The organism is Fodinibius sp. GM108, from assembly GCF_058386985.1.
Map to the genome: position 1 here is coordinate 102,823 of NZ_JBYEIR010000009.1, position 19,899 is coordinate 122,721.

Genomic DNA, 19,899 nt, shown 5'->3' on the forward strand with positions numbered 1-19,899 from the left:
ATAAATAGGACGTTCGTTTCATTAAAAGGATAGAATAGATGGAGTCAAAATATTTTGCACTTCCAGACTAGAGTTTACAGCCGATATGTTTCAATATTCGCGAGATTTATTCCTCCTCTTTGCAAATATCGTTTGTATCAAAAGAGTCGCCGTAATGTTCATTAATAAGTAGCAGCAAACTCTGATAATTTTCCAGCAAACTTTTTTGAATGCGAACGAGTTCACGGATTACACCCCGTTCTCCTTCCTGATGCATTTCTTCCGGTTGCTCAAGCTGGAGTCCAATAGTGAAAAGGGCTTGCAAATAAGCTTGTACAATGGATCGATGGTCGCTTTGATGGGCATTGATTTCTCCGATTTGGGCTACAAGTTCATGATCAAGATATGAAGCGGCACCGGTAGTTTTGGCAACATCCCAAGCGTCGTTACGAAGAAATCCGCTTTGGATTCCGGCAGGTTCTTTTTCACCATTTGCAACAGCTTGATGATAGTCGTGGTAATTTATAATTCGTGAGCAGTTTGACTCAACTTCATCAACTACTTCTTGTAAAGCACGTTCTGCCACATCCTGGTGAGCACGGGCTTCCCGCCAGCTGTTGAGCGCCAGTGCCAACAGAACGCTCAAAACTACAAGGACAGCTTCAACAGTCAGAAGTTTCCACGGAAAGTCGGAATAAGAGCTCTTGGTAAATAACATGGGAATATAATTTGATGTGGATCACCTAGCTTATAATTATAGTGTGCAGTACGAATGTTTTGAAGCTTACTGATTTAAAACCGATGAGGCAAGGAGCGGAAGAATCTTCTATTCCACGGATTAACACGAACGGGAAATTATAACATTACAGAAAAGAATTACTGAAATAGGTCTTGATCAGGAAAAACTCTCGATATTGCGTGCTGAGTCAAACTGGAAAGTATGACTGTAGCTATTCTGAATTAGTAATTATTCCACTGGTTTCACAGACAGCAACACCTATATCCCGAAGCTCTTTTTCTCCTCTTGGATACAGACCAGAAACCGCATCTTTTACAAGCACTGTTCTGTAATCTCTTTCACTTGCTTCATAGATCGTTGTGCGCGGACAGTTGGGAAAATTACATCCCGAAACCACAACCGTTGAAGCATGTAGTTCTTTTAAAAAATCATCTAATCCCGTCTTGTAAAAAGCGCCCCAGCGTGGTTTATAGATGACCCATTCCTGTTCCGCCAACTTTTGAGGTTTTGATTGTAACAGTTGTTCTTCATCTAACCGGACAGAGCTACTGGGTTTTAATTCACTCACAAGTTCTGCCCCTTGTGAATTGGGAGCCACAATGTGGTTACCGTCTTCCACTGATTTTCGTCGGCAGATATCAACATTGGATCCGTCGCGACGATATAACCTTACAATATGAACTATAGGCCAATGTTGGTTGCGATAATATTGGATAAGCTTTAAAATCTTCGGTATGACTTTTTCGGTCCCATCAACATATGAGGGAGAATTCTCATGGCTGAAATCTTCCTGCATGTCAATGGTCAGTAGTACAGAACTCGACCAGATAGGTTTTGTATATTGATCCATATCAAATATTCACTTGACGATCTAAGTTAGTGCGGTAGTTCTAATTCCTTAAGATCCAGAGCCGCAACTTCAGAACAGCCCTCTTTTTTCAGGTTGTTTAGAAGGCCAATGATTTTGATTATGCTGACTGCAGCGACTTGACGTCCAATATTTTTGTAGGTTTCACTTTTGCTGTTAAAGCGGTTGCTTAGAATGATCAGAGCGCGCTGTATTATTTATTTTCTATCAACATTGCACTGATTACCTCGTCTTGACGAGTTCGAATGTTATTGAATGTTTCCTCGGATGGCTTGGCATCCAGCTGTATTGTGCAGCAGGCTGTTTTCTTGCCTTCGAAAATAACATTTTCAAGCTCTTGAGCATTGATGTCGGCCACCTTCAGTTCATTCATAACATTAGCTATTACGCCCGGCTTGTCGAAATGACGAACAACAAGTTTCCAGGGCGCTTCTGTTTGCTCACAGCGGTTCAGCCAGTTTCTGACTTTTCCCTCGCGTAAATATCCGCGAACGATATCTACGGCATCGGAAGCTACTGAAAGTTGCGCTTGTTTTGTGCTTGCCCCGATATGATGACTCAAATATACATTCTCCAGTTCCTGAAACCGGCTGCTAACTTCCCCTTGCTTGTATTCCGGCTCATCGCTGAATACATCCAGACCTGCCTTGATACGTCCCGACTTTAATTCTTCATATAAAGCATCTTCATCAACTACGCCTGCCCGGGCCGTATTTATGAAAAAGGCGCCATCTTTAAGAGAAGAGAGCACTTTCTTGGAGATTATACCCTTTGTTTCGGGCGTTATGGCCAGATGTACGGAAAGTATATCGCTCTGTTTGGCAACTTCTTCGACACTGTCAGCATAGTCGATATCCATTTTTTCAGCAATTTCAGGAGTCAGTGAGCGAGACCACGCTACGATATTTAGCCCAAATGCTTTGGCTCGTTCTATCACCTCCTGCCCGATCTGTCCCACACCAACAACGCCGAGGGTTTTGCCGAACAGCCCTTCTGCCTGGCTGTACTCCGTTTTGTTCCAGAATCCATTTCTAAAATCGATGACATTATCGGCAATGTACCGGTCAAGCGATAGTATTAAACCCATCGTGAGTTCCGCAACGGCAATAGAGTTTTGGCCGGGGCAGTTGGCCACATAAATCCCTGCATTACTGGCCGCTTCGATGTCGATGGTATTTACGCCGGCACCGGCGCGAATGATCAGCATAAGGCGTGGACTGTTTTTAATACACTTTTCACTGACGACAGTAGATCGTACAATTAGGATATCTACATCATCCATACCATCTTCCAAGTCACTACTTTTGGCTGATGGATCAAAATGCACATCTACGCCTAGTTGTTTTAGTTCGTCGATGGCTTGCTGAGGCAGTTTGTCGGCAACAAAAACAGTCATATTTTTACTGATTAATTGAAGGTAAAATATTGGATCAGTCAAACTCATTAACGGGCTGTTGTATCATACGATTTGTAAACTGCTGAAGCAACACCTCACTGCCTAAAACTATGATGTTCTGTCACGCAACCAGCGTACTAACATTGAAGATATATTGGGAATTGCTTTCCCTAAATTCTTTTGAAAATCTTCAGATGCTGAACCGTCAGCACTGTCCGTAATTGCCCGAACTTCCAGAAATGGAAGTTCACTCAGTTCCGCAGCACGGGCACCACCACTCCCTTCCCAGGCAACACAAAGAGCATCTGTTTTTGTATGTAGAGCCCTGGCATCTTCAGGATCAATAATGTCTTCATCGCCGCTGGCGATTTTACCAAAATGGATATTGAATGGGAACTGATAATTTTGGGCTATATCTCGCAATTGACTGATGACTTGCGGATCCCCACTATGTGCGGGCAGTGGTTTTTCAACAAAACGCAGTTTGTAATCATGTTCAATGGTTTTTGTGCCTACAATAACATCACCCAATGAAACCTGCTCTGTCAATGCACCTGAGGCGCCGGCACAGATAATAAGGTCAATATCGCCGGGGTGATGAGCGATCAAGTGCTGTGTCTGGGCAGCAAACTGAGCTTTCCCATGACCGCCTGTTGCAATGGAGATCTCCAGTTCGCTTATTATTACCCCTTTGATAGATCCAAATGTTGCATCATCAACCCGGCAACCCTCCCGGAGCAAGCCATCAATAAAATAGTCAAACTCATTGCTCTGAGGGATAATTAGAAGTGTTTGCATATTCTTCGTGGATTGAGGTTGACTAAGATCTATATCTATAAATGCTCTCTATGTGAATGAGAGCGAATGTAAAGAAAAAGAGTTTTTACGGAGTTGAATCCCATCGATTGCTTAATGAATGTATTATGACTACAATTAATCTTTATTGTGAATTGGCACTAAATGAAATTGATTTTCCATTTTCCGTTTTAGTCTCTATTACAAAATTCCAGTCACCGGCAGGAATATCCCAGTACAAATTTGTCCCGCTAATATAGATTTGATCGGTAAGTTCTTTGGTCACTTCTGGTTCAATTACATAGATAATCATCTTGTCTGGACAGACATAGTTTTTTTGCGCTCTATTATACCAAACAGCTTCTCCGTTATCATTGTAAGCAACAACATTGAAACTACAAGGACCTGCTTCAATTCTTGCAGTGTCAGTACCTATATTTTCTACTTCTATGGTTGTATCTAATGAGTCATCGGGAGCAGACCATGATATTTCTCCATGAAACTGTACCTCACCATCAATGTGTATTTTATGATAAGGTTCGTTGGGATCCTCGATAATATTGACCGAGTCCTGACATCCGATAATAGAAATACAAAAGAAAATGAATAGACTGAATTGTCGAATCATAGATAAGGATACTACGACATTGCACTTCAAGTATGCAGGGAACAAATACTTTTATTAAATAATGAACGAAGAGCTAAAAAGCCAGTTCGGCGCTTGTCCTCCGAACAGTTCACCCGAAGGAGTGAGGACTGCCCGCTTAATGCGGAGGGGTAGCTCACAAATTTTTGATATTATTTTGGTATTGCATATAATACCACATTATGATTAACGTTGTTATTGATACCAATGTCCTAATTTCAGCTCTTCGCTCGAACCGAGGAGCCTCCTTTAGATTGATCAGTTTAATTGGAACCGGAAAATTTGGTATCAGTCTTTCCGTACCCTTACTGATTGAGTATGAAGCGGTATGCAAAAGGAAAAAGTTTGAACATCTGATTGATACCGATATTGATGATTTATTAAACTACCTATGCAAAGTAGCTGACAAGCGTGATATCTTTTTTCTTTGGCGACCTTTTTTGAAAAATTCCAAAGATGATATGATACTGGAATTGGCTGTTGAAGCAGGTTGTGATTATATCATTACCTATAATCTTGATGACTTTAAAGGTATTGAGCAGTTTGACCTGAAAGCAATAACACCCAAGCAATTTTTAATTAAAATCGGAGAATTATGAGCACGTTAAGTGTACGGCTACCCGACTCGATGCATGAAAAGATAAAAGAGCTGGCCAAAAAAGAAGGCGTATCTATGAATCAGCTAATAAATTCTGCTGTTTCGGAAAAACTGTCTGCTTTAATGACAGTAGAATACCTAAAAGAAAGAGGGGAGTTAGGCTCACGAGAAAAATTTGAAAAGGTATTATCCAAGGTCCCCGATAATGAACCTGACGAAAGAGACAAACTCTAACTTGTGGTGCTAATCTATAATTATCGCAACAAGTCCTTCTGCATAAAATGTTATCACAAGTTTGGTAAATATATCAGAAATCCCCACGGCTTTTATTGACAGGTGAGTTGACGATGAAAGAGTGGCAGAGTTACTACTTCACTTCCTGCGGCTTGCCGGCGCCCAGTCCAAAGATGAGTTTTGCTCCTACGATAATCAGCAGAAACAGCAGAGGGACAAACCAAGCCTGGGTCCAGTCGTGCATGGCGCCAAAAAAGGTGGGGCCAATGGCGGCAAGCAGATATCCGACCGATTGCGACATTCCTGAAAGCTCGGTAGCTGTTTCGGAATCGGTTGAACGAAGTACGATAAAAAGCAGTGATAGACCGAAACTGCCCCCCAGCGCCAGACCTATCAGCGAGACCCACAGCCATACCAGAAACGGATCCTCAAACATAAGTCCCACCAGGCTCACGGCTTCACAGATCATCAGCAGCCAGACGAGCCCGCGCTGATCATCCAGCTTTTCGGCCCAGGTTGGAATCAATAAGGTACCTACGACCCCTGTAGCTTGTGAGAGCGAGAGCATCCAGCCGGCAGCGTTGGGCGTAAGGCCTCGATCCTGCAGAATTTCGGGAAGCCATGCCAGTACCACGTAAAAAGCGAAGGATTGTAATCCCATAAATAAGGCGACCTGCCAGGCCGTTTTGGAGCTTCCGAGATCTTTTAATGATTGTACAAAACTACGGTCGTGCCGAGGCAGGGTAAGATCTTTCAGCTGCGGCAGCCATATGATCAGTGCCAGGGCGGACAGAGCAGCCCATGATCCCAGCGACCAGCGCCAGCCCCATCCCAGATCGTGTGCCAAAGGAACACTTACACCAGCTGCAACAGTAGCTCCGATGCCGAGCATGCTTGAATACACGCTCGTCATAATTCCACTGTGATTCGGGAAGTCACGTTTGACCAGGCTGGGCAGCAAAACGTTACCAAATGCTATGGCGATTCCCAGCAGCAGTGTACCACCAAAGAGTGCCAGGTTGGAGGGGATAACGCGCAGTAAAATACCGCCCGTTAATAATCCCATAGCCAGAGCAAGAGTCCCCTCAATCCCGAGCCGGCGCGAAAAAAGAGGAGTCAGCGTTGAGAGAACGCCGAAGGCAATCAGGGGCAAGGTGGTAAGCAGTCCCAGCATTGCATTCGAAAGCCCCGTGGATTCGCGGATAGTACTTACCAGCGGTCCCACTCCCGCCAAAGCGGGACGCAGATTCAGAGCGATGAGAACGATGCCGGTAATCAGCAGGAAATTTTTGAGTCTCGAATTTTCTTCAAACGGTGATGATGCCGCCATTACAGAAGTTCAGAAAGTTATTTTTAAAGCGAGCCAAAGATACAAAACTGCTGCCGGGAATCATGAGGTTTGTTGGATTAAAACTTCCAAATAGTCAGATGAAGATTAATTTTTAGCACTTGAATATAAACTGTAATTTTAAACTAGTATCAGTACCTGATTTATTCGGGTAATTATCTTATGTATCCTTTATGAAAAGGTTGCCAGGATAGATTTCTTCGCTCCATCCGCCAGCCCCGTGGAATGCCACACTGTGGCCCTCCGTTAATCGAAGGATTCCACAGGGCCAGTGGGTGGATTCCGGTCAAAATGACATCGAAAAAAATAAAGTCACAAGCATTTTTTGAAGAGGCTAAACTGAACCAAGCTCAATTAAGTGAGTTTTGTAAAACATTCTTAGTCCACTGATTCATCTTTGGGCGATAGTAACCATCTTAAAATTTTGTGCTGTTTATTCTACTCGAATTGAATTGGAATTTCTTGGAAATCCTACACTTTTTATTGCTTAGCCACTGGTGATGACAAAAGGTGATTCTACTCCTAATTAAATTTGTCATTCTGATAAATAAGCCGACCTTCCCCATGTAACCCTCACTAGTTGTTTCAAGTGTCCACACTTGAAACTATTAATGTGTGATAAGGTGCACGCTTATCACAGTAAGATTTTAAAGCCCGCCCCTCGGCAGACTCACATCACGAATTACTGCCAAGTAAATTTTTGATACAGATCTTATTACATTGTTAGAAGAAGCTAGCAAGCTGCAGTTTCTAAAATCTGAAAAGGATGCATTGTTAAAGACTTAAGAACTATACAATTTAAGTAAGCCAAAAATATGATCCAGATCGTAAATAAAGCAGACGGTGGCTATGATGTATTAGAACTGCAGGAGGTTCCGGATTTAGCGCCCAAAGCGAATGAGCTGGTTATCGATGTAAAAGCCTCGGGGCTCAATTTTGCTGATATCCTGGCGCGCAAGGGCATGTATCCCGATGCACCGGACAAGCCATGTGTGGTTGGCTATGAAGTATCCGGAGTAGTAATGGATGTTGGACAGGATGTGAACGAAGACTGGATGGGAAAAGAAGTAGTAAGCTACACCCGTTTTAATGGACAGGCCGAGCAGGTAGCTGTGCCGCCGGACCAGGTGTTCAAAAAGCCTCCGAATCTATCTTTTGTTGAAGCTGCTGCTATTCCCGTCAATTATATGACTGCTCACATCTTGATTCGTGTGATGGGCAATCTACAGCCGTACGAATCCATTCTCATTCATAATGTGGGTGGAGGAGTTGGTATTGCAGCGCTGGATATTGCAAAACATATTGGAGCAACGATCTATGGCACGTCCAGCCGACGAAAGCACGATTTCCTGAATAAAAGAGGGTTGGATTATGCAATAGATTATCGAAACAATGACTGGTATGAGGTACTGATGGATTTGACAAATGGGAAAGGTGTTGAATTGATTATTGATCCACTTGGCGGCAAAGAATGGAAACGCAGTTATAAGGCACTGCGGTCTACCGGGCGGCTGGGAATGTTTGGGATTTCATCAGCTAGCCAAGGGGCAGGAGGCATCAAAAGATTTTGGAATTTACTTATAACGGTGGTACAGATGCCCATTTTTCATCCGTTGCCACTTTTGGATAAAAATCGCGGAGTATTTGGTACTAATATTGGTCATCTATGGCATGAACGGGAAAAAGGCCAGATCTGGATTGATGAAATTCTTGATGGTGTCCGGGAAGGCTGGATAAATCCGCATGTGGACCGGACCTTTACGTTTGATGAAATTGCTGCTGCTCACCGGTATATTGAAGAGCGCCAAAATATCGGTAAGGTTATTCTAACTCCTAATAAGTAGCATTACGTCAGACGATGAGTAAGAAGATTGTGTATGTAGATATGGATAACGTACTGGTCGATTTTCCCGGGGGGATCGATCAGCTATCCGAAGAAGTTCGTAAAAAGTATAAAGGAGATATCGATGAAGTTCCGGGATTTTTTGCCGATCTGCCGCCCATTGACGGGGCCATCGATGGATTCTGTCAGCTAAGTCAGCACTACAATACCTATATTTTATCAACCGCGCCGTGGCAGAATCCTTCTGCATGGATCGATAAGTTATTATGGGTGCAAGAACATCTGCCCGAGGTGGCCTATAAGCGCCTGATATTATCTCACAATAAGCATCTCAATAAAGGCGATTATTTAATAGATGATCGTACAGCTAATGGTGCTGCGGAATTTGAGGGTAAGCATATCTATTTTGGTCATGAGCCTTTTACCGACTGGGGGGCAGTACTAGATTATTTGATCGAATGAAGGTAGGGGTAATTTTTTAGAAGGTTCAGGGAGATCCAGTTGCAGATCGGATGACACATTATGATTTGTCATCTTGCTGTTCGGCTTCTTTGGCTATATGATCGATCATACTAGAAAATATAAGTGCGTGAATTGGATACAATCCATACCAATAAAGCAATCCCATCAGCCCTTTTGGAGCGAAATAAGCAGTTTGTACCAATTTTGTTTGCTGATTATCTTTTTCGATGGCCTGAAATTCAAGCCAGGCGCGACCGGGTACCTTCATCTCGGCCCGAAGACGTAAAAGAGAGTCAGCTTTTACAGCCTCCACCCGCCAAAAATCGATAGCATCCCCAACCCGTAACTCCTGGGGGTGACGACGTCCGCGGCGGAATCCGACTCCACCCGCCATTCGATCAATTATGCCCCGCAGTTTCCAGGCCCATCCATAAGTTAGCCATCCTTTATCACCGCCGAGGCTGGTAAATGTGCTAAATACATAATGCTTCGATGCATTTACATTGCGGATTCGCTGCTCAATGTTCATGCCCTGTTTTGTTTTCAGGACAACCGGCTGTTCATCACCCTTGCTGCTACTCAGCGAGTCGTTCCAGGTAGTTTCGACATCTTCAGTTTCAATTCGGGCGATAGCGAGTTCTACAGCCTTGTTATATGATATGGGTTTAATTTCCGGAAACAGCTTTTCGGCTTTATTGTCTCGGACTACAACGTCATTTTTGAGTCCTTCTATGAGTGGTCGTGCCAGTGATGCGGGAATAGGAGTCATCCAATGCACCCAATGAGAGGAGAGGGCAGGAGAGAGTACAGGTACTGGTATGAGAATTCGGTTGAGCCCGTTAATTCGAGCATAAATACGCATCATATCGGCATAAGAAATGACACTGCTGCCACCGATTTCGATGATTTCATTTTTACTTTCGGGTTTTTCAATAGCAGAAACTAAATAATTCAGGACATCGCCTATAGCAATGGGTTGTACTTTGCTGTATACCCAACTTGGGCATATCATAACAGGCAGGCGATCAGTCAGATAACGAATCATCTCGAATGATTTGCTCCCGGATCCGACTACTATTGCTGCCCGGAATTCTGTTACAGATACTCCCGACTGTCGAAGTATCTCTCCGGTTTGTTGTCGTGATGAAAGGTGTTCAGATAGCTTATCCTCAGGGTTTCCGAGCCCACCCAAATAGATGATGCGATCCACATTATTTATTTGTGCTACTGCTCCAAAATTTTTGGCGGCTTGGATATCCCGTTGCTGAAAACCCGAATTGCTGCTGCCGCTCATGCTATGGATTAAATAATAGGCAACATCAATATCTTTAAGTGCATTGGATAGCGTATCAGGTTCAAGCACATCGGCTTCAATAGCTTCAACATCGTCAACCCAGGATCGGCCCTGCAGGCGCGAGTTATCTCGCGACAGAACGCGTACCTGGTATCCTTTATTAAGCAAGTGCGGTACTAAACGTCCGCCTATATAACCCGTGGCACCTGTAACCAGGCAACGTAAATTCTTGGCCATATATTTATAAAGATTAGAATAACTGCAAAGTAGAACATCAGATGCGGCTTAAAAAGTTCGGGTAAAAAAGAAATTTTGACTGAAGGAGTTTATCCTGGTGCCATTGCTTATATGTAAATTTTTGTCTTAAAAAGTAGCTTGGGAAGTTAAATTTTCTTTATTTACTGGTCAAAATCGCTTTCGGTTAAGACGCAGGAGTTATAATGGGGACTAATCATTCTGGGCAGGCAACTCGCTGGCTATTATTTTATCTGTTGTTGTCGGTTATGAGCCTATTTCTTTTAGGTGTGGTTGAAAATATATCGGCGCAGCCCCAGCCTGATACAGTTTGGACATTTTCAAAGATTCGTACCGATGCCGATCAAGATAATACGCTCGATTTTTTGGGTGAAGAAGTTACCATTACTGGTATAGCTAATGTGGAAACAGGTGTTCTTCATGAGCACTACCTGCAATCTTTCGTGCAAAACGATTCAGCGGGCATGTCTATTTTTGCGATGGATACTCCAAAGCCTATCAAACCGGGTGACAGTCTTGTTGTTACTGGTAAAATCCAGAACTATAAAGGTATGGCGGAGCTTGAAGTTAGCAGATATCAGGTATTTCCTGATGCTGCTGAAGAACCCGCACCCAAACCGTTAGATAAAGCGATAGAAAATCCCAGCCAATATATTGGGATGCTGGTAGAAGGAGAGGGATTTGTTATAGAAAAGGGAACGATTTATAACGGAAAGTATCTGCGTGTGGCCCCTACGGATACTTCTCGTTCTTCAATCATGCTGTATGTGACAAACTTCCATACACGATATGATGAGTTTGATTTTGATGTGTTAAGCATCGGAGACCAGGTTTATGGCAAGGGCGTGATAGGAGAGTTCAATCCTAATTTTCCTGAGCAAAGAACTTATAAAGTTATACTGCGTTCGCCCGATGATTTGCAGTATACTGGATTCCCCCGTTTCTATTGGCATTTAGCAATGGGGGGACTGGGGATAGTAATATTATTGGTCGGTGGTTAGATTGTTATGCTACGGCGCCAGGTGGATAAAAAAACAAGAAAGCTTCAGCACACTTTGGATGAAAAAGAGATTCTTTTAAAAGAGATTCATCACCGGGTAAAAAATAATCTCAATATTATTTCTGGATTAATTGGATTACAGATTGATACTACACGAGATGAAGAGGCCCGGCGGGTTTTACAGGACAGCCAGTCGCGGATACACTCTATGGCAACTATCCATGATAAACTGTATCAAACTGATTCGCTTTCGGCTGTCCCTCTAGACAGCTATCTAAAGGAGCTTGTTGAGGCAATTCACTATACGTTTAATCGTGTGAATGATTCAGTTAGTTTACAGTTCGATATGGAACCTGTGGATATTAATATTGACAAGGTAGTACCGTGCGGTTTGCTGGTGAATGAACTGGTGGTTAATGCTTTTAAGCACGCCTTTAAACCGGGCGAAAAAGGGGTGCTGGAAATTAGCTTAAAAAAAATAAATGGTGAGCTCGAGCTGATAATTGCAGACAACGGTCCTGGGCTTCCTGCGGAGGATTTTGATTTTAATGGCACCGGTTCGCTTGGCTCTATGTTGATAAGCACTTTTGCTGCCCAGCTTGATGCCCGAACTGAAATTTTGGATGAGAGAAAGGGAGCGGCCTTTAGATTTACTTTTTCTACTGATCCTGTTAATTAAGACAACCTTCGTAAATATTTCTTTCTAATAAACCGGGTCAGTAGCGGTTCATCCGTCACAAGTTGTAACGGCGGTATATTGTTAAGCAATTAAATTATCACCTCCCGGAATAACAGTAGGTGATAAATTTTGGTTATTGACTCATCTATTAAAAACAAGATTTCTCACTGCATTTGAAGTGACAGGATAAGGGATTTGGTTGATCAAAAAATAATTATTAGCACGGGAATTAATTCCCGTGCTAATGATATTACATTGATCTCAAACCATTCTTCCAAGGGATTTAAAAGTAAGAGATTACTGCTTATTCATCATATCTAGCAGATAATTAGTTTGCTGTTCTTCAACTTTTTGAATCGCAGATTTACTTGTTTCCGCTTTGATTTCTTTCAGAGCAACATCATCCATCTCATCTTCATCGTCCTCCTTTTTATCTTTCATTTCTGCCCATAGCCGGTGGAAACGGGCCGCCTGGATAGCACCCTCCAGCGGATCGGGATTAATGCATTCGCGAGCCGCTAAATATGCCGGTGCATTTTCATCGTCTTGGCGAAGCCCTACCGTATCGGTAGCTACAGCAGCTCCTTCTGTTTCTTCATATAACTCTCGAAGTGCTTCTTCGTCAGCTTCCTGGTTGATCGCTTCTTCTGCTAAATCCAGAATTTTTTTCTGGATAGGTTTCAGTTTGTCGTTGATTTGGCGTGCACACCATACTGCAAATTTACGCAGGAGCACAATTTGTCCTTCTTCATGTAAGTATTTTAAGAAAGATGTTACCTGGTCATCTTCTTCTTTCACACGTTTCCCTGTTTCTCCATCAATCATAATAATCTTCCGGCGTTCACTGTCATAGATGTAAATGAGATCCTGACGCTTGCGTTTCATGAAAGTATCACTCTTCTTTGGTTAACTTCACATTGCTTATTACTAACATATTGCATTTCCTAACTATTCCATCTTTTATTGAACAAAAATTTTAAGAAATATTTTTTGAATGAAACAAGAAAAAAAGGAATCCACCCGCTCTCTTTTTTCATGGGCGCTTTATGATTGGGCTAACAGCGCCTTTTTTGCCGTTATACAAACGTTTGTTTTTGCCACTTATTTTCTGCAATCGGTAGCCGAAAACGAAACCTTAGGTAGTACACAATGGGGAAATACCATCGGCGCTGCGGGATTAGTCGTAGCAATTTGTGCGCCATTTGTCGGGGCTGTTGCCGATCAGATGGGCCGGCGAAAGCCTTGGATTGCCTGGTTTTCTATACTCAGCATTCTAGCCACTGCCGGCCTGTGGTTCGTCGAGCCTTCGCAACAATTTGTGATGCTGGCATTGCTGTTGGTCTTTTTTGGTACTGTGGGATCAGAGTTTGCCATCATATTCTATAATGCCATGCTTCCTGATTTGGCTTCCGAAGAGCGGGTAGGGCGATGGTCGGGGTGGTCATGGGGGCTTGGTTACGCTGGTGGGCTTGTGTGTCTGGTTATAGCATTGTTCGTATTTGTTGATGTTGAAAATCCTCCTTTGGGATTGGATAAAGCTGCTGCAGAGCATGTGCGTGCCACCTTTGTACTTGTTGCTGTTTGGTATGCGCTTTTTTCTTTGCCCTTGTTTACTTTCACCAGCGATCGTCCGCATACTGGCATTAAACTCAGAAAATCAGTCAGATCGGGATGGAAGCAGTTAAAGGAATCGATCCTAAATGTGCGAAAATTCAAACATATAGTGCGTTTTTTAATCGCACGTATGCTCTTTATTGATGCCCTGGCAACGATTTTTGCTTTTGGCGGTATTTATGCCGCGGGTACTTTTGATTTTAGTGAACGTGATATATTGATCTTCGGGATCGGCTTAAACATTACAGCCGGTGTTGGAGCGGCTGTTTTTGCATGGCTTGATGATTGGTTCGGAAGTCGCACAACAATGTTGATTTCACTGGTGGGGCTTATCTTGGCAACGACCAGCATATTGTTGGTTACAGCACTTGTCTGGTTTTGGGTGATTGGTTTACTGCTGGGGATATTTGTGGGGCCAGCACAGGCTGCCAGCCGAACATATATGGCACGTGTTGCTCCACCCGATTTGCAAAATCAGATGTTCGGTCTTTTGGCCCTTTCTGGTAAGGTAACTGCGTTTATCGGGCCATTAATGGTGGGCTGGCTTACATATATAGCCGACAGTCAGCGCGTTGGTATGAGTGTGATTGTACTTCTTTTGCTACTTGGATTTATTCTGCTTTATACCGTGCCCGATGCCGAAAAAGCTCATCCCGGGAAGGTGGCTCAGCCAGAATAAATTTTAACGGGTTTTTTACGCATAAAATGCTAACTTAGGGCTATTCCATGCGGATAAAATATTCGCAGAGGAGGGAGGTTGCTCCCAAATAACTCAAAAATAATTGGATATAATTATGAGTCGATTTGATGAAATCAAAGGAATTATCACGGGATTGGAAGATGATATGGTAAAATTTTATGAGAAAGGAAACAAAGCGGCGGGTACTCGTGCGCGAAAGGGACTGCAGAATTTGAAAAAGCTCTCACAGGAAATCCGTCTTGAAATTCAGGATATTAAAAACAACGGATAAATTTTCCTTTCCTATTGAAAAGCCACTTCACAGTGGCTTTTTTTATATATTTGCAGTTTTGCGGTTGAGTTATGAAAAAGTGGTTATGAATCCAAAATGACAGAATTACACGTCCCTAAATCTCCTCTCAAGAGGGGACCTGCTTAAAAAGAGTTCCCCTCCTGGCAGGGGACAGGGGGCAAAGTAAAATAAACCATTGTAATCAGAACCATTCAAAGCTAACCGCCCAATACGTTATACTTTTTTGAACTTATCTCTCAGTTTGAACTTTACTCCATGCGTTCAGCACCACAGCACAAACTGTCAAAATCGGCAATAAAAGCGTGGCGGATTTCTACGGCCATATTCATGTTTTTCCTAATTTTGATCCCCCTTTTTCTGTGGGGATATACGCTGCTCTCACCGGATAGCGGTATCTCACAATGGACACTTATTGCTGTTTTTGTCCTCCTTGTGATTGCCTCCGGTCTCCTGATATTTTTCCTCCCTGAAATTCGGTGGCGGCGTTGGTACTATCAGGTAGATGAGCACGAAGTAGATCTGCAAAGCGGCATCCTGATTATTACCCGAACGCTTGTACCGATAAAGCGTGTTCAGCATGTTGATACAAGACAAGGACCTATCTTACGTTCTTATGGTCTTGCAGATGTAACAATTTCAACCGCCGCAACTACACACCGTATTCCGGCACTAAATGAAGAAGTAGCCGACCGGGTGCGGGATCAAATTTCGAAGTTTGCCCGATTAGCAGAAGAAGATGTCTGATTTCCAGCGACAACATCCTGCAGCAGCCCTGGCTAACGCTTTTGATATTATCCGGGGCAATTTTATTACTATCCTCGTTATCATTTTTATTGGGGGTGGTGGACAAGAAGCCAATCTCACCTTGTATTGGATTATAGGCACGGTTATAGCGCTCCTGATCTGGGGAGCCATATCATGGTATCGATTTATTTTTAGGGTAGAGCAGGGAGAGCTACAGATCGAACAGGGCGTAATCGTGCGGAAAAAGATATATCTGACCTCCGATCGTATTCAGGTTATTGATGTTTCAGCGGGTGTGATTCAGCGCATATTTGGGTTGGTTGCAGTGGAGGTAAAAACTGCAGGCAGTAGTTCGAAAGAAGCAAAGATAAATGCAATAAGTCGTCAAAAGGCCGATGAATTAAAGAAGCTGCTTAGAAAGAAATCAGCAGAAGAAAAAGATGCTGATATTACGGAAGAAGAGGAACTAGCGGGTCATAAGATCTATTCCTTGAATACAAAAGATCTGCTGGTGGCAGCTTCAACATCGGGGCGGCTGGGTGTAGCCCTTTCGGTAGTCGGCGCCGCCTTTTCACAGATCGAGCAGATTATCCCCGACGAACAGCTTATACGATTTGTGGAAAATAACTTGCCCAGTTCTACCTCTGCTACAATGGTAATTTATTCGATTATAGCTGTTATTGCCATTTCTTGGGCGTTTTCTTTTATAAGCACGATTATCAAATATTATGATTTTACTGTAGAGGTGCGGGAAAATGAGCTGCTTATCGCACGAGGTCTGTTTGAAAGAAAACAACTAACTGTTCCATTTAACAGGATACAGGCAGTTCAGATCCAGGAAGGGATTCTGCGTCAACCGCTGGGTTATGCCGCACTTGTCATTGAGAGCGCCGGATATGGCGAAGAGCAGGCTAACTCGGCAACACTATTTCCGCTCATCGAAAAACATAGAATCTTCGAATTTATTGATGAGGTAATACCGGAGTACCATGCAGACATCGAAGAAACAGCAACGATTACCACGTATGGGCTTCGACGATATTTGCTGCGAATGGTTTGGATATCACTTGCTGTTGTTGCTGTTTCCTGGGCCTTTATTCCCAATGGAGTTTATTCCTGGTTTGTATTGATTCCTGCTTTGATGCTGGGATACCAGCAGTACCGTGATGCTGCGGTTTCCAGAGGTGATGACACTATCATTATGACGTATCGCCTTTTGAGCAAAACAACAGCTATTATCAAGAAATACCGAATGCAAGCCTGTGAAATTAAGCAAAATCCATTTCAAAGCCGTCTTGGCTTAAGTAACTTTACGTTACATATTGCGAGCGGTAACCAGGGACGCGCGTTTACAATCCGTGAACTTTCCTGGCAACAAGCAGCGAACTACCGCGACTGGCTATCGAATGGGGCAGTGGATCTATCCGATAAAAAGAAAGATGAGGCTTCTGAACTTAAAGATGATGCTTCGCCAGCCTCATCGGGAGATGCCTTGTATTAACCCATTTTTTTCATCAAACTAGGTGGAGAAAGCAGGATCTGCCATATCAATTGCCGACATCATCTGCAGTAGATTAACTACCGGCAGTTATCACAGAGCGCTTAGCTACTCCGTCATGCAAATAGGATTTATTTCTACCCACGGATGAATCCGTGGGCTAAGAATATTTTGTAAAAGCTCACTTAAGTAAGCTTCGGTTCATATCTTCCTAGCCTGATGATTCATCTTCAGGCGATAGAAGCCAAGACTCGAAATGATTTATTTCTGTGAATTGGTGAACTAAGATCCTTTTTAAATCTCAGTTGAAGTACTGGCTTAAGTTAGCATGCAAGATTTGGCTCACGTTGCGTGCGAAAGTCATTTTATGAGTAGTGGCTAGCTTTCTTCATAATATGCCAGGTCTACCTCAAAGTGAATACTTCTTTTATCCTCAATTGCAATATGATTTTCTGAATCAATGTTTGGAGTATCCATATTCGTGATTTTGCACTCGCACTCTTCTTCAAGATACTCTCCTACAGCTTTACTGATTAAATTTTCCAACTGTACAGCAGAAAGTGTTTTAAGTTTGTTGCTCATAGGTTTATCTGTTCAGGTTAATTAATAACTATTTATTTCCAGTGCTTATCCAAAAACCCACCAGTTATAAATTGACAGGGTACAGACTCCGAATATTATATGTAGTCCTAATATCCAATAAGGTATAAGCGTTCCCCATTCCTGTCCCATTATTCCGGGATATTTGATAGGTTTTCCTTCGCCGATATAGGGATGAGTATCAGCAATAATTCCCATCATAGCACCGACAAAGATACCATGGGCAAATCCCCACAAGATGCCGGCTGCCCAGTTGGGGGTAACGACCATGGCGGTAAGCAGAAAAACATAAAGCACACCCCATCCCGCGCCAATTAACAGGTGCAGAAGAATACCTGTTGTATAAATCTTGGACTTGTCTTCGACTCCCACAAAACGGGTTCCTATGAGATAGGGAATGTCCAGGTCTTGCCCCGCCATTTTGAGCAGATAAATAAGCAGGGTTAAAATAATTGCTCCTATAAATCCCGATACTGCCGCAATCAAGAGATTCGCTTCCATAATCCCTCCAGTTTATGGTTTTTGCCGATGATTACTATTTATTAATGTAATAATACCAGCTTATATAATTGACATCTTCTTTTCCAAAGATGATGCTGATAAAACCTGTCCAAATTCTGATTAAATTTCAGTTTTCTTCAAGTATTCTAATAAATAGTAATCAGCAGCAGGATGAGTCTGCAAAAATTATGCTTTCTCCGGCTGACCGAACTCTTTGAGCATTTGATAGTGGGATTTAATTGCAGCGCTCAAGGTTTCATGATAATTGTATGGAATATCATATTCCTGAGTTTTATCACGTACTATTGAGCTAATTTCGGGATAGTGGATGCTGCAAATTTTTGGAAATAGATGATGTTCAATCTGGTAATTTAGTCCCCCGATATACCAGCATAAGAGTTTGTTATCGTGAGCAAAGTTAGAGGTTGTTTCCAGTTGATGTATCATCCAGGCATTCTCAATATTTCCCTCCTCATTTTCGGTAGGATGTTCTGTTCCTTCCACTACATGAGCCAGCTGAAAGATAACTCCTAAAATTATTCCCGCAGTAAGATGAACAATCAAAAAACCGATTGCCAGTTGCCACCATGCAATCGGCAGTAATAAGAAAGGCAGGACGAGCATATAACAGTAATAGAGTGCTTTGGTAACAAACAGAGTTACCCATTCTTTTGTCGGATGTGATTTATCCTCATAAGGTCCCAGGCTTGACTGGAGGAAGTATTTGTAGTCTTTGATAAAAGCCCAGAATAAAGTGGCAAAACTATAAGCAAAAAATGCCAAAAAGTGTTGTATTCTGTGAATAGGTTTATGCTCGGCATTGGGTGACAGCCGAATAAATTCAGCAACCTCCAGATCTTCGTCGTGGTCGTGAATATTTGTATAGGTATGGTGGATAATATTATGAGTAATCTTCCAGATATAACTGTTGGCTCCCAAAAGATCGAAAGTGTATCCTAAAAGACGATTAACAGTTTTATTTGATGAGTAAGCACCATGAAGAGCGTCGTGAGATACCGAAAAGCCAATGCCCGCCATACCAATTCCCATCACAAAACAAAGTGCCGCCATTGCCCAAACATCGAAAATACCACTTATGATAAGACCATAAGATCCGAAATAGGTTGTAAGCAGGATGATGGTTTTTGCCACCATCTGAGTATTGGCATTTTTGGAAAGGTTCTGTTTTTCGAAATAGTTATTAACTTCCTGTTTTAGATCTTTGGCGAATTCCTTTTTGCTGTCTTTGCCGTCGTGCTTAAAAGAAATTCTGGTTGCTCCCATATCATATGACCCTGTTAAGTAATTGTTTTCATTATAGTAAAAGCAATAAAACAAATATTTAAGAAGAACAAAATTACTCGGTATGCTGCTTTGAAAAGGCTTTGCTTATTGACTTTTTGAGATGACTCATTTGAATGGGTTTCACTAAATAGTCGACAAAGTTCGTTTTTTGAGCTCTGGTAAGATTGTATTGATCAGAATTACCGGTAATATAGATGACAGGCACATCAGACTTTTCACGGATTTTCTGCATAGCAGAAATGCCATCGATATCATCCTTGAGCTGTATATCTATTAAAATTAGATCGGGATTAAGATCAAAAGCAGAGTCAATGGCACCCTGACCTGTAATAACTTTATCGACTACTTCATGGCCGAGCTTTTTGATCATGCGTTCCAAGACCATTGAAATAATCATGTCGTCTTCGACAATAAGGACGTCTTTGCTAACTGCTGAATCACTCATAGGTATGTAAGAGAAAACGAGAGCCCAAAATTACATTATTAAGGCATAAATAAAGTAATTTTTT

The 19,899-nt window shown here is 42.5% G+C and carries 22 protein-coding genes; 10 read left to right on the top strand and 12 right to left on the bottom strand.

The window, feature by feature from the left end; genetic code table 11:
- Positions 1 to 106: 106 nt before the first annotated feature.
- From ACT3ID_RS16080 to ACT3ID_RS16100, 5 genes are all read right to left on the bottom strand, one after another.
- Positions 107 to 697: a hypothetical protein gene (locus ACT3ID_RS16080; RefSeq protein ID WP_491543076.1), complete on the bottom strand. Its 591-nt coding sequence runs from the start codon at positions 695 to 697 to the stop codon at positions 107 to 109.
- 232 nt (positions 698 to 929) lie between these two features.
- A complete protein-coding gene (locus ACT3ID_RS16085) occupies positions 930 to 1,568 on the bottom strand; it encodes a cysteine hydrolase family protein (RefSeq protein WP_491543077.1) in 639 nt (212 codons plus the stop codon).
- A 211-nt stretch (positions 1,569 to 1,779) separates the two neighbouring features.
- Positions 1,780 to 2,982, bottom strand: a complete 1,203-nt coding sequence (locus ACT3ID_RS16090; RefSeq protein WP_491543078.1) for an NAD(P)-dependent oxidoreductase — start codon at positions 2,980 to 2,982, stop codon at positions 1,780 to 1,782.
- A gap of 108 nt (positions 2,983 to 3,090) precedes the next feature.
- Entirely contained in the window at positions 3,091 to 3,780 is a 690-nt protein-coding gene (locus tag ACT3ID_RS16095; protein WP_491543079.1) for a 5'-methylthioadenosine/S-adenosylhomocysteine nucleosidase, read from the bottom strand.
- A 142-nt stretch (positions 3,781 to 3,922) separates the two neighbouring features.
- Complete coding sequence (locus ACT3ID_RS16100) at positions 3,923 to 4,405, bottom strand: hypothetical protein (RefSeq protein WP_491543080.1); 483 nt, start codon at positions 4,403 to 4,405, stop codon at positions 3,923 to 3,925.
- Between the two features lie 200 nt (positions 4,406 to 4,605).
- Between ACT3ID_RS16100 and ACT3ID_RS16105 the strand changes: the two genes are divergently transcribed.
- Together ACT3ID_RS16105 and ACT3ID_RS16110 are read left to right on the top strand one after the other, a co-directional pair.
- A complete protein-coding gene (locus tag ACT3ID_RS16105) occupies positions 4,606 to 5,022 on the top strand; it encodes a putative toxin-antitoxin system toxin component, PIN family (protein WP_491543081.1) in 417 nt (138 codons plus the stop codon).
- Entirely contained in the window at positions 5,019 to 5,255 is a 237-nt protein-coding gene (locus tag ACT3ID_RS16110; protein WP_491543082.1) for a YlcI/YnfO family protein, read from the top strand. Before ACT3ID_RS16105 ends, ACT3ID_RS16110 begins: the two co-directional genes overlap by 4 nt.
- A 133-nt stretch (positions 5,256 to 5,388) precedes the next feature.
- Here ACT3ID_RS16110 and ACT3ID_RS16115 read toward each other — a convergent pair whose 3' ends face one another.
- Positions 5,389 to 6,585: a CynX/NimT family MFS transporter gene (locus ACT3ID_RS16115; RefSeq protein ID WP_491543083.1), complete on the bottom strand. Its 1,197-nt coding sequence runs from the start codon at positions 6,583 to 6,585 to the stop codon at positions 5,389 to 5,391.
- Positions 6,586 to 7,418: 833 nt separating this feature from the next.
- Here ACT3ID_RS16115 and ACT3ID_RS16120 point away from each other — a divergent pair.
- Entirely contained in the window at positions 7,419 to 8,447 is a 1,029-nt protein-coding gene (locus tag ACT3ID_RS16120; protein WP_491543084.1) for a zinc-binding dehydrogenase, read from the top strand.
- Between the two features lie 14 nt (positions 8,448 to 8,461).
- Positions 8,462 to 8,908 carry a 5' nucleotidase, NT5C type gene (locus ACT3ID_RS16125; RefSeq protein WP_491543085.1) on the top strand — a complete coding sequence of 149 codons (447 nt, stop codon included), beginning with the start codon at positions 8,462 to 8,464 and terminating at the stop codon, positions 8,906 to 8,908.
- A gap of 58 nt (positions 8,909 to 8,966) precedes the next feature.
- On the opposite strand, the gene ACT3ID_RS16130 is transcribed toward ACT3ID_RS16125, so the two are convergent.
- On the bottom strand, positions 8,967 to 10,439 hold the full coding sequence (locus tag ACT3ID_RS16130; protein WP_491543086.1) for an SDR family oxidoreductase: 1,473 nt from the start codon (positions 10,437 to 10,439) through the stop codon (positions 8,967 to 8,969).
- Positions 10,440 to 10,705: 266 nt separating this feature from the next.
- Between ACT3ID_RS16130 and ACT3ID_RS16135 the strand changes: the two genes are divergently transcribed.
- Both ACT3ID_RS16135 and ACT3ID_RS16140 read left to right on the top strand, forming a co-directional pair.
- A complete protein-coding gene (locus tag ACT3ID_RS16135; protein ID WP_491543087.1) occupies positions 10,706 to 11,458 on the top strand; it encodes a hypothetical protein in 753 nt (250 codons plus the stop codon).
- Between the two features lie 21 nt (positions 11,459 to 11,479).
- A complete protein-coding gene (locus ACT3ID_RS16140; protein ID WP_491543088.1) occupies positions 11,480 to 12,136 on the top strand; it encodes a sensor histidine kinase in 657 nt (218 codons plus the stop codon).
- Positions 12,137 to 12,433: 297 nt separating this feature from the next.
- Here ACT3ID_RS16140 and ACT3ID_RS16145 read toward each other — a convergent pair whose 3' ends face one another.
- Positions 12,434 to 13,021: a hypothetical protein gene (locus ACT3ID_RS16145; protein WP_491543089.1), complete on the bottom strand. Its 588-nt coding sequence runs from the start codon at positions 13,019 to 13,021 to the stop codon at positions 12,434 to 12,436.
- Between the two features lie 109 nt (positions 13,022 to 13,130).
- Between ACT3ID_RS16145 and ACT3ID_RS16150 the strand changes: the two genes are divergently transcribed.
- From ACT3ID_RS16150 to ACT3ID_RS16165, 4 genes are all read left to right on the top strand, one after another.
- On the top strand, positions 13,131 to 14,429 hold the full coding sequence (locus ACT3ID_RS16150; RefSeq protein WP_491543090.1) for an MFS transporter: 1,299 nt from the start codon (positions 13,131 to 13,133) through the stop codon (positions 14,427 to 14,429).
- A 115-nt stretch (positions 14,430 to 14,544) separates the two neighbouring features.
- Positions 14,545 to 14,721 (top strand): histone H1, encoded by a 177-nt coding sequence (locus tag ACT3ID_RS16155; protein WP_491543091.1) that lies wholly within the window; start codon positions 14,545 to 14,547, stop codon positions 14,719 to 14,721.
- 276 nt (positions 14,722 to 14,997) lie between these two features.
- Complete coding sequence (locus ACT3ID_RS16160; RefSeq protein WP_491543092.1) at positions 14,998 to 15,486, top strand: PH domain-containing protein; 489 nt, start codon at positions 14,998 to 15,000, stop codon at positions 15,484 to 15,486.
- The gene (locus tag ACT3ID_RS16165) at positions 15,479 to 16,987 is read left to right on the top strand and encodes a PH domain-containing protein (protein ID WP_491543093.1); all 1,509 of its coding nucleotides are present in this window, start codon (positions 15,479 to 15,481) and stop codon (positions 16,985 to 16,987) included. Before ACT3ID_RS16160 ends, ACT3ID_RS16165 begins: the two co-directional genes overlap by 8 nt.
- Positions 16,988 to 17,362: 375 nt before the next feature.
- Here ACT3ID_RS16165 and ACT3ID_RS16170 read toward each other — a convergent pair whose 3' ends face one another.
- From ACT3ID_RS16170 to ACT3ID_RS16185, 4 genes are all read right to left on the bottom strand, one after another.
- Complete coding sequence (locus ACT3ID_RS16170) at positions 17,363 to 17,566, bottom strand: hypothetical protein (protein ID WP_491543094.1); 204 nt, start codon at positions 17,564 to 17,566, stop codon at positions 17,363 to 17,365.
- A 45-nt stretch (positions 17,567 to 17,611) separates the two neighbouring features.
- Positions 17,612 to 18,085 carry a hypothetical protein gene (locus ACT3ID_RS16175; protein WP_491543095.1) on the bottom strand — a complete coding sequence of 158 codons (474 nt, stop codon included), beginning with the start codon at positions 18,083 to 18,085 and terminating at the stop codon, positions 17,612 to 17,614.
- A 186-nt stretch (positions 18,086 to 18,271) separates the two neighbouring features.
- Positions 18,272 to 19,369, bottom strand: a complete 1,098-nt coding sequence (locus tag ACT3ID_RS16180; protein ID WP_491543096.1) for a fatty acid desaturase family protein — start codon at positions 19,367 to 19,369, stop codon at positions 18,272 to 18,274.
- A 73-nt stretch (positions 19,370 to 19,442) separates the two neighbouring features.
- Positions 19,443 to 19,835 (bottom strand): response regulator, encoded by a 393-nt coding sequence (locus ACT3ID_RS16185; protein WP_491543097.1) that lies wholly within the window; start codon positions 19,833 to 19,835, stop codon positions 19,443 to 19,445.
- Between the last annotated feature and the right edge of the window lie 64 nt (positions 19,836 to 19,899).

Excerpts from the sequence above, each read along its gene's own strand:
- ACT3ID_RS16095 (WP_491543079.1), bottom strand. The coding sequence starts at position 3,780 with ATGCAAACACTTCTAATTATCCCTCAGAGCAATGAGTTTGACTATTTT.
- ACT3ID_RS16180 (WP_491543096.1), bottom strand. The coding sequence starts at position 19,369 with ATGGGAGCAACCAGAATTTCTTTTAAGCACGACGGCAAAGACAGCAAA.
- ACT3ID_RS16080 (WP_491543076.1), bottom strand. The coding sequence starts at position 697 with ATGTTATTTACCAAGAGCTCTTATTCCGACTTTCCGTGGAAACTTCTG.
- ACT3ID_RS16175 (WP_491543095.1), bottom strand. The coding sequence starts at position 18,085 with ATGGAAGCGAATCTCTTGATTGCGGCAGTATCGGGATTTATAGGAGCA.
- ACT3ID_RS16160 (WP_491543092.1), top strand. The coding sequence starts at position 14,998 with ATGCGTTCAGCACCACAGCACAAACTGTCAAAATCGGCAATAAAAGCG.
- ACT3ID_RS16085 (WP_491543077.1), bottom strand. The coding sequence starts at position 1,568 with ATGGATCAATATACAAAACCTATCTGGTCGAGTTCTGTACTACTGACC.
- ACT3ID_RS16120 (WP_491543084.1), top strand. The coding sequence starts at position 7,419 with ATGATCCAGATCGTAAATAAAGCAGACGGTGGCTATGATGTATTAGAA.
- ACT3ID_RS16135 (WP_491543087.1), top strand. The coding sequence starts at position 10,706 with ATGAGCCTATTTCTTTTAGGTGTGGTTGAAAATATATCGGCGCAGCCC.
- ACT3ID_RS16100 (WP_491543080.1), bottom strand. The coding sequence starts at position 4,405 with ATGATTCGACAATTCAGTCTATTCATTTTCTTTTGTATTTCTATTATC.
- ACT3ID_RS16185 (WP_491543097.1), bottom strand. The coding sequence starts at position 19,835 with ATGAGTGATTCAGCAGTTAGCAAAGACGTCCTTATTGTCGAAGACGAC.
- ACT3ID_RS16145 (WP_491543089.1), bottom strand. The coding sequence starts at position 13,021 with ATGAAACGCAAGCGTCAGGATCTCATTTACATCTATGACAGTGAACGC.
- ACT3ID_RS16115 (WP_491543083.1), bottom strand. The coding sequence starts at position 6,585 with ATGGCGGCATCATCACCGTTTGAAGAAAATTCGAGACTCAAAAATTTC.
- ACT3ID_RS16130 (WP_491543086.1), bottom strand. The coding sequence starts at position 10,439 with ATGGCCAAGAATTTACGTTGCCTGGTTACAGGTGCCACGGGTTATATA.
- ACT3ID_RS16105 (WP_491543081.1), top strand. The coding sequence starts at position 4,606 with ATGATTAACGTTGTTATTGATACCAATGTCCTAATTTCAGCTCTTCGC.
- ACT3ID_RS16090 (WP_491543078.1), bottom strand. The coding sequence starts at position 2,982 with ATGACTGTTTTTGTTGCCGACAAACTGCCTCAGCAAGCCATCGACGAA.
- ACT3ID_RS16165 (WP_491543093.1), top strand. The coding sequence starts at position 15,479 with ATGTCTGATTTCCAGCGACAACATCCTGCAGCAGCCCTGGCTAACGCT.
- ACT3ID_RS16125 (WP_491543085.1), top strand. The coding sequence starts at position 8,462 with ATGAGTAAGAAGATTGTGTATGTAGATATGGATAACGTACTGGTCGAT.
- ACT3ID_RS16150 (WP_491543090.1), top strand. The coding sequence starts at position 13,131 with ATGAAACAAGAAAAAAAGGAATCCACCCGCTCTCTTTTTTCATGGGCG.
- ACT3ID_RS16110 (WP_491543082.1), top strand. The coding sequence starts at position 5,019 with ATGAGCACGTTAAGTGTACGGCTACCCGACTCGATGCATGAAAAGATA.
- ACT3ID_RS16155 (WP_491543091.1), top strand. The coding sequence starts at position 14,545 with ATGAGTCGATTTGATGAAATCAAAGGAATTATCACGGGATTGGAAGAT.
- ACT3ID_RS16170 (WP_491543094.1), bottom strand. The coding sequence starts at position 17,566 with ATGAGCAACAAACTTAAAACACTTTCTGCTGTACAGTTGGAAAATTTA.